Genomic DNA, 13242 nt, shown 5'->3' on the forward strand with positions numbered 1-13242 from the left:
ATCATATGTTCTTTTAGATTCAGTCATTTTTATTCCCCCTTGAATGATTATATTATATACCTTAACTTACTGTCTCACAAACAGGGGGAAAGTCAGGATTGGCTAGAATTAGGTAGTGAAGTCATGAGTAATATTGCTAAACGGAAGTAAAATTGTACTAATTAAGTTTATATGTATTCTACAATGCATATTCAAAAATATGTACTCCACAGTACATATTTAAGATGTAAAATTGAAATTGATATTAACTTAGCAAATTGCTAAGTTTTTATTTATAATTACTTGGGATATTTTTAACATTAATGTATTATGTCGGTAATTAATATTTGATGTCGGAAAAGTGAGTAAACCAGTAATAAATGATGGTCAAACTTTTTTATTTTAGCTTAGTTGCGAAGATTGTGGTATGGTGAGGGATTGTGTTAGGTTGGGTACCCTGCCCTACTCCGTTTTGGGGAGAAACTTATGATATTAATGATAGATAAAAGATTTATTTAAAAGAAATATTAACGACATCAACTTCGTAAATACCTCTGTATATAGAGTATTAACGACACTAGTGTCGTTAATACAAGAGTTATGTGAAAGAATCGGCTAAGTCTTGCATGGTGGTTGGTTGATGATTTTGATATTTCACTTAAAAGGTTAAGGGTGAAAGTTTTTGAGCTTGTATGATAACGTGACCAGCCAGCCAAAAAGAACTTTTTTATTAGTTAGCAAAGAAGATTGTGATATAAATGTTAGTGGTTTAATCTGTTTGGTGGATAGGGTGACTTTTATAATTAATAAAGTAATAATTTGGTATATTAAGATAAATATCTGCTTTTAAATGTGAGAAGTAGATTAGGCAATTAAATTTAGTGGTAAGGGTTTTGTCTGGCTGGAGTCTCAATTTAGAAAGGTGTTTAATCAGAATTTAGAGGATAGAAGAAGATAACTAATTGCTCAAAATATGATTTTTTTATGTCAGATTGGTGACAGGCAAACCAGTCTTGAGCTTTGATTGACGCCGATTCCATCACATAACAAGACGTTAGCTACACCCTAGATTAAGTGGGGAGTAGTAGGATGGGGTGATTTATGTGAGACTTAGTGGTTAGATAAGACATAAATGCAGTGGGGAGGGGCGTCGCGAACCTCTGGGACGTTATGTGACATTTTACTAAGGGGGGAATAAAAATGATTTCGTTACCAACATCAGAAGCAATTAATTTGTTAAAAAATTCTCTTGAGGAATTAGAATCTTCTAAAGGGAGTATACAAACTGGAATTCAGAAGTTATTAAGAGCCGCTGAAATTTTAAATGATGAAAAAATAATTGTATGGTGTAAAGCACAGCTAGGTGATCAAAGATATAAGAGACCTTTGGACAATTATATTAATAAATTACAAAATTGGATTGAGAAGAAGGATGAAGAAAGTAATAAAGAAGTCAATGAAGCAACAGATCAATTATTAGAAGTAGGTTTTAAAATTAATTTTGATGGTTTTTTAGAAGAAATTGATGCTAAGGCAGCAAAATCAGGTGGTGGCTACCAGAATATAGGATTTATAGAAGAAAGGTATAATGATTTGGTTAGAAATAAAAAAGGAAATGATGGTACTTATTATAAAACAAATCTTTATAAAAACCTTAGCTATACAAAAAAAGCAGCACATGAGAAAGCCACAAAATTATACAATAACTTATTATTTTCAAATACACCTAAAACTGTTATGGATACTTTAAAAGATGAAATAGATGATAAGTTATTGGATTTGAATCCAGAATTAGCAGAAAAAATAATGTTAGCTTTTCAATCTGTATCTAAAGATAATAAAGAAAGTTGGTCTCAAGCATTAACTACATGTAGAAGGTTTATAGAAAATTTGGCTGATGTATTATATCCAGCAAAAGATGAAAAGGTCAATGGTAGAAAATTAGGTAAAGGTCAATATATTAATAGGATTTGGGCATTTATGGACGAAGCTATTGAAAGTGAAAGTAATAAAAAATTAGCAAAATCTCATGTAGACCATTTGGGAATTTACTTAGAAAGTGTACATAAATTGACTAATAAAGGTGTCCACTCAGAAATAAATAGAATTGAGGCTGTAAAAGTTGTATTGCACACATATTTAACGTTAGCTGATATAATAAATTATATAGATAAAGAGGAAGTTAGTAAAAAAGAAGAGTTAACTATATTTACTGCTTCATTAGATGAATTAGAAAGTCTTCTGAATATAAGTAGAAGTTTAGCTAAGAGAATTGTTCGATTTAGAATAAAAAATGAGATATTTAAACCAGAAGATTTACAAAAAATAAAAGGGATTGGTCCTAAAACAATTGAGAAAGTAAAGAAAAATTTTTCGTTTAATTGATAAAAGTAAAACATCACATAACAGTACGTCTATAATAGCTCCACTATTTTCATCTTTGAGCTTATTTATAAGCTTATTTAACATTACTCATCCCTTCCTATTGGTATTGTTGCCAATTATAGCGGGATGACACATATGATTTTTGTTAGGAATATTTTGACTACCTCTCCCCTGCTCTGCTTGGTGAGATGCATACTTATGATATCAAATTGGAAATTTATTTAAAGGAGTATTAACGACATTTGGTTCATTAATATCTTGATATATAGAGTATTAACGACACTAGTGTCGTTAATATAAAAGTTATCTGACATAGATTATATGTAGTGAAATAAAAAATAGATAGGAGTAATTTTTATGGTACTTAATAATTTAAGCCAAAAAGAATTGAAAAATCTAACAGAAAATCAAGTTATCAAATTGTTAAAAGATGAATGGAAAAAAACGATTGACAATTTCAAACGATATAGAAGTTGTTCTATAAAAAACCCAACCGAAAAAGGAGCAATTTCAATTGAAATACTGAAGGCTTATGCTTTAGAAAGTACATCAGTAGAACTATTTAGTCAAAATCCAGATAAGCCACATAAAGCGAAAGTGAACTATGAAATATTTGAATCTTTAGATATGAATGATGAAGAAAAATTTTATTTTTATTTAAAAGTATTATATATACATGGTTATCTGCAAAGAATAGATCCAGTTAATATAGATGAAATTGATATAGATGGCGAAGGAGATTATTCTAACCATATTATGCTTAAAACAATGCCATTGCACCATAAATTAAAGTACTTATTTGTTTATCATAAAGAATTATTTAATAGTGCTGTTTTATGTGAAAAAGATGACGAAGAGTTACTAATTAATAATTTTCTCATATTTGAGAAGGAAGATTCTGCTGAAATTATTTATAATAAAATGATTGAATTTGGAAGTTTAATGGAAATTGTATGCTCAGGCGATGGGATGGCATCTTTATCAAATAAAGGAATGAACTCGATAAATATTAATTTATTAGAAGAAAATAAACAATTAATGAATGATTTAAAAGAAACAAAAAAAGAACAAGAAAAAAGTAAAGAGAATTTTAAAACTATATATAAAAATATTAAAGAGGAATTTAAAAATCATAAAAATAAAATTGATTCTTTTTATAAAGATATAGTTACTATTTTATCTATTTTAGTAGGAGCATTTTCAGTTATAGGAGTAAATATAAACACTATTCCTAAAATAGATGGTTCTTTTTCTAAAAACATAATAATATTAAATTTTTCATTAATATTTGTAATAAGTGTTATGTTTTACATAATAAAAAGATTAATATTTAATTTTCCAGGAGAGAAATTTGAAGAAGATAGATATTGGATGAGCTTATTTTTAGTAATTATATTCATTATATTAATAGTTTATTTTAAAGAAGATATTGTAAAATATTTAAGTCAGATTGGTAATGTACTACATCAGATAACATGACCTTAGCGACATCCTAGTAGAGGTGTATAAATGAAAGTTGGGCTGACTTATGTTAGATTTTGTGGTTTGATTAGATATTGGAGCATTGGCGGGGACGTCGCGAAGCCCAGGGACGTCATATAAAGACCACCCTCTTCCAGTAGTCTTCACATTACCACTTTAGTCACTATAATAGATAAACTAACAATCAGCAACATTATTTCTATACTAGCTCCACTGCTTTCATCTTTGAACTTATTTAACATTACTCATCCCCTCCTATTGGTATTGTTACCAATTATGGTGGGATGATACATATTAATTTTGTTAGGAGTATTGTGACTACCTCTCCCCTACTCTGTTTGGGAGCGGAATAGTTGTGATATTAATTAAATAATTTATTTAAAAGAATATTAACGACATACTAGGTTTACATTGGGGGAATATTGATGTCAAATATTAGAAATGCAAGTAATGATGATCGTACTAAAATTATTAATTTAATCATAGATATGATAGGTGATAAGAATCCTGAAAAGGTAGCTAAACAAGTTGTAAATGATTTGTTTGAAAATAATAAGTTTAAAACATTAGTGATTCTTGAACAAAATATCGTTGCAGGTTTTAGTGTATTAAAAAGAGATTCTTTTGAAGGTGCTAATAGGGTTGCAGAAATTGTTTGGTTAGCAATAGACAAAAAATTTCGTAGAATAGGATTAGGGAACAAGTTAGTTGACTATATAGAAGAATATGCTAAAAGAGAAGATATAAGAAAATTATATGTAAAAACTTCACCTAATAATAAAAGTGCAGTATGTTTTTGGATAATGATGGATTATCAATTTGAAGCTCGAATGCTCGATTTTAGTTTAAATAATTTAGACGATTATTATTTTGGCAAGAAATTATAATGTATCTTGTTTTATTCAATATTTTATTTTCAAAAGGACAACCCAGATTTTATATTTATAGAATTTCAAATTTAATTTTAAACAAGATAGAAATTATATTTGAGGTATTTCCGTACGTCACATAACAGAGGGTTTCCCCTACGGCTAAAGAACAGCCTGCCTTCGGACATGCTCTCTGTCACAAAGTTTGCAATGAATTAGGTAAGTATTGGGGAACAAACTTTGCTTCAGGCATAACAGCACGAGCACGTCGGGAACCCTCGGAACGTAAAGACTACCCTCTTCCAGTAGTCTTCACATTACCACTGTAGTGACTATAATAAACAAGCTAACAATCAACAACAGTACGTCTATACTAGCTCCACTATTTTCATCTTTGAGCTTATTTATAAGCTTATTTAACATTACTCATCCCCTCCTATTGGTATTGTTGCCAATTATGGTGGAATGATACATATGATTTTTGTTAGGAGTATTTTGACTACCTCTCCACTACTCTGCTTGAGGAGGAAAGTAATTGTGATATTGATATTATAGATGGTTATTAAAGTAAATATTCCCGACATACTTCGCAAAAACTCATCAATTAGAGTTATTTGCGACATGGTATATCGGGAATAACACAATATATTGAGTATATGCGAATGTCGGGAAGATAATAGTTAGGTGAAATAGATGCTATGGGAATCCTAAAGCTATAATGTTAAGAATCATATGTTTAAAACAGAAATTTGTACTTGATAATATAGACTAGTTTTTAGGAAGTTAAGAGGTGAGATATTAAATGACAACAAAGATTTATTTAGTTAGACATGCTCAAAGCAAGTATGTCCCACATGATGATGATTTCCATCGACCATTATCTAAAAAAGGAAAAGAAGATGTTGAAAAAATAACAAAATATTTTAAAAAAGTAAATATCAATAGGGTTTTATCAAGCCCTTATACTAGAGCAGTACATACTATAGAAGGTGTAGCTAATACTAAAGGTTTAGATATTGAATTAATAGATGATTTTAGAGAGAGAAAAGTTTCAAATAAATACCTAGATGATAAAGAATTTAGTAAATTTGTAAAGCATCAATGGGAAGATTTTAACTACTTTTTAGAAGGCGGAGAGTCTTTAAAAGAAGTGCAAGAAAGAGGTATAAAAGCTTTAAAAACAGTAGTTGAAGAAAATGAAGGTAAAAGTATAATAATTGGAACACATGGAACTTGGCTAGGATTAATTTTAAATTATTTTGATAAAAAATATGATTATGAATTTTGGAAAAGCATTAAAATGCCGGACATGTTTTTATTGAGTTTTGAAGAGGAAAATATTAAAAGTATAAAACAAATAAAGTTTTAGAGGCTTTAATGAAGCCTTAAAGCAGCATCTACATCACCTAACATGGAGTTAGCGACATTCAGCTTATTGGTTAAAAGTGGGGCTAGAGATGACTTATGAAATTCAGTGGTTAGAATGTAGATTGAGTGGGGTAGCGTGAACGTCGCGAACCCCAGGAACGTTATCTGAAATCGCTAAGTGCAAGTACAAATAGTTATAATTTTTGATATTAGAGTATAAGAAAAGTATGTTTTATGAAAAAGAGTATCTATAGAATTATCTTAAAAAAGATTAAATAATTTAAAGGGGGAATTAAGGTGATAGAATCAAGGTGTGGTATATTATGTAACGAATGTAATTACAAAGAAGATGTAAACTGTAAAGGATGTTTAAATATTGATAAGCCCTTTTGGGGAGAAAAGTGTCCTCTTAAGTCTTGTTGTGAAGAAAAAAGTTTTTTACATTGTGGAGGATGTGATATATTTCCTTGTGAGTTATTAGAGAAGTTTTCTTATGATCAAGAACAAGGGGATGATGGTAAGAGGATAGAACAGTGTAGGAAATGGATGAAAGAGGGAGAGTCAAATGCAAACTGATTTACAAGAGATCCCAGGTGTAGGCACAGTGACTGAACTTGCTTTAGTTAAAATGGGATATAATAGTATTGAATCGCTAATAGGTGAAGATCCAGAGTTTATATATGAAATGCATTGTGATATAAAAGGATATCAAGTAGATAGATGTCAATTATATGTATTTCGCTGTGCAGTATATTACGCAGAGAATGAAATACATGATCCTGAAAAATTGAAATGGTGGAATTGGAAAGATAAATAATAGATAGGTTTATATTCGTATTATCTAGAGTAATTTTAAATAATATTAAGAAAAAAATTATTTGTTTAACAAACAATAGAGAATGTTTAAAACTAATTATAAAAGATAAGTTTAATCTAAAACCGAGCGACTTCAGATACATGAGATTAGCGACATCACAATTGATGAGCATAATTGAAGGTTGGGGCTGACTTATGTAAGAATTAAAGGTTTATCTTGATAATTGGGGCATTAAAGGGGACGTCATATAACGACTACCCTCTTCCAGTAGTCTTCACATTACCACTTTAGTCACTATAACCAATAAGCTAACAATCAACAACAATACTTCTACACTAGCTCCACTACTTTCATCTTTGAGCTTATTTGACATTACTCATCCCCCTACTCTGTTTGAGGAGGAAAGTAATTGTGATATTGATATTAAATTGAGTATATGCGAATGTCGGGAAAATAATAGTTATATGAAATATAATTTTTAAGATAAATTTATGTAGGTTTCAATTATTTAGTTTAAAATAAACCCATCCATTAATTTGAATTTAGTTTCAAAATGTATTTCTTAGTAGTAAGGTGATCTTAATAAACTATTTTAAATTTTATTGTTAGTTTATTTTCTATTTCAGTATAAAGTTTAATTTACTAATGGATGTGGTTTTTAGAAAACTCATATTTATTAATAAATATGAGTTAGAATTTTTTGATTTAGATAGTTCAATAGACATTTTTAAACTTTTATTTTAATTTAGTATATCAAAAACAACTTTTTCAAATAATTTTTCATTTTTATAACATGCTTCAGCAAGATATTTCTCATAATCAATTTTATAAGAATAAGCTTCTATTAGAGATGATATCATTTTTTTATTATTAAATAAACTTATAAAATTTTCTTTTGAAATATTATTTAAATCATTAAGTTTTGAAGTATCAGTTTCATATTCATGTTTTAATTCTTGTAATAGATTCATGTAATCATCATATTTTTGATAATCATCTTCAGATTCAGAATTATTTTTGTCTTCCATTGCTACCTTTTTGAAATGATTAAATATTTCTATTATTTCCTTTTTATCAAATTGATTTAAAAAATTAATTTGATCTTTTAAGGAAACTTTTTTTAAAAAAGTATAAAGCACACTGCTTTCATCATTAGAATAAGGAGTACTACGTGCTAAATCATATTTTTTTGCGATATCAGTTTTTGGTCTTTGATTTAATGCATTAGTTTCAAGATAATATCCAACTAAAGAACTTAAGGACTTATAAGTAGAAATTTGCAATTCATCTACACCTCCGATTAAGAAATTGATTTTGTAATTAGTTTATATTATTATAATGTTCGAATCTCGAAAAAAATATCAAATTAATATAAAAAAAACTTATTCACGAAAAAAAGTAGAATATCGAAAAACATTATAAGCAATTTATTGATATTTATAATAGTAAAAATTATACATCATATAACATGGAGTTAGCGACATTCAGGCTTTGCGGTTATAAGTGGGACAAGGGGTGACTTATGAAATTCAGCAGTTATAATGTGAATTAAGGGGGGAGCTGGAACGTCGCGAACCCCAGGAACGTTAGACGAAATAGCATACTTCATTTCGGTATTCCTTTTGGATCTTTTTATACTTTGATTAGATAAACTTAACTTTTATTTATATATTGGAGGCATTGAAAATGATATTGTTTAAACAAGCTATGCTTGAAGATGCAAACGAGTTGGTAAAAGTAAAAATTGAAGCCTTTAAAGAAGATGTATTATTATATGGATCTGGACCAAGTGGGCATGACTCTTTAGATATTCAAAGAAATCTAATTAAAAATGAGCTCTGTTATAAAATACTTAATAGAAATAAAATTATAGGTGGTTTTGTTATATTTAACAGAGGAAACAATCACTTTAGATTGGGTAACATATTTATACATCCAGACTATCAAAATAAAGGGATAGGTACCTTAGCGATTAAATTCATAGAGAAGGAATTTAATTATGTGAAGAAATGGTCATTGGATACTCCATATTTAAGCTATAGAAATCATCATTTTTACGAAAAAATGGGGTATAAAAAAGTTTCTGAAACAAAACCAGAAGAGGGAAGTGAATTTCGCTTATATGAATATGAGAAAATAATGGGTTAGAAGTTGACTTATATACTATATTGAAAGTTAAAACAGTCTAAACTTATAGGAGGTACGATGAAGTTAATAGGAAAGCCGGATGCAGGAAAACCGCACGTACGGTTTGAAGAAGCGGGGTTTGGGAATCTAATATGGATGAGATATTGTGACACTCATAGACGAAAGGATGAGCAAACTGGGAAAACAAACGTCATCCTAAGTTAGAGCACCAGACTTTGAGCCTACGCATAAAGACTCACTCTTCCAGTAGCCTTTACATCATCATCCTTAAAGTTAGCACCATTGCAGAAACTAACACAGCTCCTAACATTAAAATTATAAATATCGATTATGCTATTATTCTAAATAATTTGAATTAATTTTATGTTTATATGGACAAGAACGGTCATGATGGACAGTTGTAACCGGTTGACCGTCCTTGCGTACTTTAGGAGTGTATTGATTACCCCTCCCCTACTCTGTTTGGGGAGGAAAGTAATTGTGATATTGATTAAAAAATTAATTAAAAGAAATATTTACGACATCATCTTCGTAAATACCTCTGTATATAGACGCTTTACGATACTGGTGTCGTAAATCTAAAAAGTTATAGAAAATAGTAATATGTGGGCTGTTTTTTGCAAAATAATATAATAGTAAAGGATGAGAAAAGATGCAATGCAAGATAAAAGATATATCTATAAATTATGAAATAAAAGGTGCGGGGAAGCCAATTATTATTATACATGGTTATTCAGTAGATCATAGATTAATGACTGGATGTATGGAGCCTGTATTTAATAGCAAAGACAAGTATAAAAGAATATATATTGATTTACCAGGTATGGGGAAATCAGATAGTGCAGAATGGATTACTAATTCTGATATAATGTTGGATGTTGTAATAGAGTTTATTGAAAAAATTATTCCAAATGAAAATTTTCTACTTGTAGGTGAATCTTATGGAGGTTATTTGTCAAGAGGAGTAATTTATAAAATGGGTGATAGAGTAGATGGAGTTTTATTAATTTGTCCAGTTATAATAGCAGATCATAAGAAACGAAAAGTTCCTGAGCATGTTGTTTTATTAAAAGACAATAAGGTATTGGATAAACTTACACCAGAGAATGCTAAAGGCTTTAATTCTATGTCAGTGGTTCAAAGTGAGGAAATCTATGATAGATATAAAAATGAAATAATACCCGGCGTTAAAATGGCAGATAATAAATTTTTAAACAAAATACAAGAAAATAGCTATGAATTTTCATTTGATGTAGATAAAGTAAATAAGACATTTGATAAGCCTGCTCTTATAATATTAGGAAAACAAGATTCTTGTGTAGGTTACAAGGATGCATGGGGTATTTTGGAAAATTATCCAAGAGGAACTTTTGCTGTACTAGATAGAGCAGGACATAATTTACAGATTGAACAGGAGAAAGTATTTAATTCATTAACTAATGAATGGCTTAAAAGGGTAGTAGAATTATAATATTTTTATTACATGAATGATTATAGGACTAAAAAAATCTCACTACTTCCTAATAACAATGAGTTTACGGTTAAGCTAACAATCAATAACATTATTTCTATACCTTCACCTTTAAGCTTATTTAACATTGACCATCCTCTCCTATTGGTATTGTTGCTAATTATAGTGTGGTAATACATATTATTTTTGTTAGAAGTATTGTGAGCACCTCTCCCCTGCTCTGCTTGGGGAGGAAAGTAATTGTGATGTTGATATTATAGATGGTTATTAAAGTAAATATTCCCGATATACTTCGTAAAGACTCATCAATCAAAGGTATTTGCGACATGATATATCGGAAATAACACAATATATTGAGTATATGAGAATGTCGGGAAGATAATAGTTAGATGAAATTGCTAATGTTTAGTTAAAAATTCTATTGAGAGGAGATGAGTTTAACTATGAAAGAAAGTATTGAAAAATCTAATAGAGTTATTTTGAGGTATACTCAGAAGGAAGATATTAATTTTGTATTAAAGGCTGAACAAGATAGTGACAATAGCCCTTATGTTGGACAATGGACAAAGGAAGAGCATTTAAAATCACTTTTAAATACAGATATTATACATTTGATAATTGATGATTTTAAGCAAAATAAGAAAATTGGTTATGCAATTCTTGCAGGAATTAATAACGAAAATAAAAGTATAGAATTAAAAAGGATTGTAGTTATTGATAAAGGGAAAGAATTTGGCAAAGAATTCTTAAATTTGATTAAAAAATTAGTTTTTGAACGTCTTAATGCACATAGACTATGGTTGGATGTGAGAGAGTTTAATGAAAGAGCTCAGAATGTTTATAAGTCAGAAGGGTTTAATAAAGAAGGGGTTTTACGAGAGTGTATTTTATATAATGAAAAATTTGTATCATTAATAGTTATGTCTATCTTGGAAAAAGAATATAAAAATTCAAATTAAATAATAAGATATTAAGATTAAATTTTGCCTAATAACATTTAATAGATATTTTATTATGTACTTATTATTGAAAATATCATATATGGGTTAAGTCAATAAATGTAAAGACGCAACTTTATCTAAACCAGCTAATAAAAGTCAAGAATAAATTTTAATTTATTCAAATAACTAAAATAGGCATAACAAAACAAGCTTACCTTTCAGCAAACTTAATTTTTAGTCTAAACCAGCTTATATCTGTACTCTAATTAAATAAAGACTACCCTCTTCCAGTAGTCTTTACATAACTATTTCAGTCAATATAATAAATAATCTAACAACCAACTTATTAGAAATATTGTGGTTTTCCCTTCTCTTCCCTACCCTGCTTAGTGAAAAAAATAATAAGTTTAAAATTAGGAGAGTATTTCTGTGCAAATCAGGAATACTATTTTTTATTAGGATATATAGAGCATATCAACAAAATATATTGAATAAAAATACAAAATCATTGATAAACGATAAAAATAAGAATCAAATAAATAAGTGAGGTGTTTTTATGAAACGAGAAACACTCTTTTTAAAGATAGCTGTTATTCTTATTGGAATTCTAATTCTCGCTTTCTGTATATTTGGGTTACCTTGGGTAGCTAAGGATGCAGCAAAAAGCAGCTCAAAAATGGCCTATATTCTATATGGTATTTTAACAATTATGTATGTGTCAGCAATACCATTTTTCGTGTCATTGTATCAGATGTTTAAACTTTTAAGCTATATTGATACGAACAAAGCTTTCTCGGAATTATCGGTAAAAGCTTTAAAGAATATAAAAAAATGTGCAACTACAATCAGTATATTGTATGTGGTTGGAATGCCGCTTTTCTATATTGTAGGTGAGGTAGACGATGCCCCAGGTGTTATATTGATTGGAATAATCTTTATTTTTGCACCAATGGTTATCGCAGTCTTTGCTAACCTACTTCAAAAGCTATTAAAAAATTGCATAGATATAAAAAATGATATGAGGTGAATAAGTGGTTCTTCATCATCTAGTAGTACTTCCAAATATGAAGTTACATATGAGATAATAGGAACAGATACTATAAACATCACCTATTATGATGAAAATGCAGAAGGAGTAACCTTAGAGGATGTTACTTTACCCTAGTCACACTCCTTGGAGAGAAAGGTAAAACTGCTCTAGTTAAGTATAATAGAAATACTAGAAATGAAACTATAATTAGCAGGCTTTTAGTCAATGGCAATTCAAGAGAAACCTTTACTGACAAGAAGATCTTAACCTGTTAGAAAGAGTGATCTCACGAAAAAAGCTATATCCTATATCAGAGTATCAAAAACCCACGATGGGATGATTACCCAAGATATTCACTTAGAAAAGATTAAACAATACTGCAAATTACAAAATATTTACCTACTAAATTATTCTAATAACCTATCTCATCAATAAAAAACCTCCCATTATAGGAGGTCAATTAGTCCTTCTACATCATTCCCATATTCTCCATATACGTATGCAATAAATACAGTTCTCGGACTGCATGCTGCATCTCATCGTGCAGTTGTAAAGTACAACTAAAATAATTTAATATGACTACCCTCACGGCTATGATCCCTCTTAAAACTATGTTTATATTTTGAAGTTATATATCTTTACTTTATTATTATTTTACACCACTTTACAAAAATCAGATAAAACATTTACCTAAAAATAACAAAGTCAGACACCTAAATCCTAGAGATAATAATCATAGTCAATAAAAACTA

11 protein-coding genes are annotated in these 13242 nt (G+C 29.1%); 10 read left to right on the forward strand and 1 reads right to left on the reverse strand.

What is annotated here, in order from left to right:
* Positions 1–1179 precede the first annotated feature (1179 nt).
* From BX659_RS17935 to BX659_RS17960, 6 genes are all read left to right on the forward strand, one after another.
* Positions 1180–2364, forward strand: a complete 1185-nt coding sequence (locus BX659_RS17935; RefSeq protein ID WP_097019605.1) for a ComEA family DNA-binding protein — start codon at positions 1180–1182, stop codon at positions 2362–2364.
* A gap of 357 nt (positions 2365–2721) precedes the next feature.
* A complete protein-coding gene (locus BX659_RS17940) occupies positions 2722–3843 on the forward strand; it encodes a hypothetical protein (protein WP_097019606.1) in 1122 nt (373 codons plus the stop codon).
* Between the two features lie 428 nt (positions 3844–4271).
* Positions 4272–4733 (forward strand): GNAT family N-acetyltransferase, encoded by a 462-nt coding sequence (locus BX659_RS17945; protein WP_097019607.1) that lies wholly within the window; start codon positions 4272–4274, stop codon positions 4731–4733.
* A gap of 784 nt (positions 4734–5517) precedes the next feature.
* Positions 5518–6084, forward strand: coding sequence for a histidine phosphatase family protein (locus tag BX659_RS17950; RefSeq protein WP_097019608.1), 567 nt, complete (start codon positions 5518–5520; stop codon positions 6082–6084).
* Positions 6085–6380: 296 nt separating this feature from the next.
* Positions 6381–6659: a DUF3795 domain-containing protein gene (locus BX659_RS17955; protein WP_097019609.1), complete on the forward strand. Its 279-nt coding sequence runs from the start codon at positions 6381–6383 to the stop codon at positions 6657–6659.
* Positions 6649–6900: a helix-hairpin-helix domain-containing protein gene (locus tag BX659_RS17960; protein WP_097019610.1), complete on the forward strand. Its 252-nt coding sequence runs from the start codon at positions 6649–6651 to the stop codon at positions 6898–6900. Before BX659_RS17955 ends, BX659_RS17960 begins: the two co-directional genes overlap by 11 nt.
* Before the next feature lie 740 nt (positions 6901–7640).
* Here BX659_RS17960 and BX659_RS17965 read toward each other — a convergent pair.
* Positions 7641–8183 (reverse strand): hypothetical protein, encoded by a 543-nt coding sequence (locus BX659_RS17965; protein ID WP_097019611.1) that lies wholly within the window; start codon positions 8181–8183, stop codon positions 7641–7643.
* A gap of 403 nt (positions 8184–8586) precedes the next feature.
* On the opposite strand from BX659_RS17965, the gene BX659_RS17970 reads away from it, so the two are divergent.
* From BX659_RS17970 to BX659_RS17985, 4 genes are all read left to right on the forward strand, one after another.
* A complete protein-coding gene (locus BX659_RS17970; RefSeq protein ID WP_097019612.1) occupies positions 8587–9048 on the forward strand; it encodes a GNAT family N-acetyltransferase in 462 nt (153 codons plus the stop codon).
* A gap of 652 nt (positions 9049–9700) precedes the next feature.
* Complete coding sequence (locus BX659_RS17975; RefSeq protein WP_097019613.1) at positions 9701–10519, forward strand: alpha/beta fold hydrolase; 819 nt, start codon at positions 9701–9703, stop codon at positions 10517–10519.
* Between the two features lie 443 nt (positions 10520–10962).
* Positions 10963–11478, forward strand: coding sequence for a GNAT family N-acetyltransferase (locus BX659_RS17980; protein ID WP_097019614.1), 516 nt, complete (start codon positions 10963–10965; stop codon positions 11476–11478).
* A gap of 538 nt (positions 11479–12016) precedes the next feature.
* On the forward strand, positions 12017–12487 hold the full coding sequence (locus BX659_RS17985; RefSeq protein ID WP_097019615.1) for a DUF2975 domain-containing protein: 471 nt from the start codon (positions 12017–12019) through the stop codon (positions 12485–12487).
* Positions 12488–13242 lie beyond the last annotated feature (755 nt).

It is taken from the genome of Orenia metallireducens, from assembly GCF_003001995.1.
Taxonomy (GTDB): domain Bacteria; phylum Bacillota; class Halanaerobiia; order Halobacteroidales; family Halobacteroidaceae; genus Orenia; species Orenia metallireducens_B.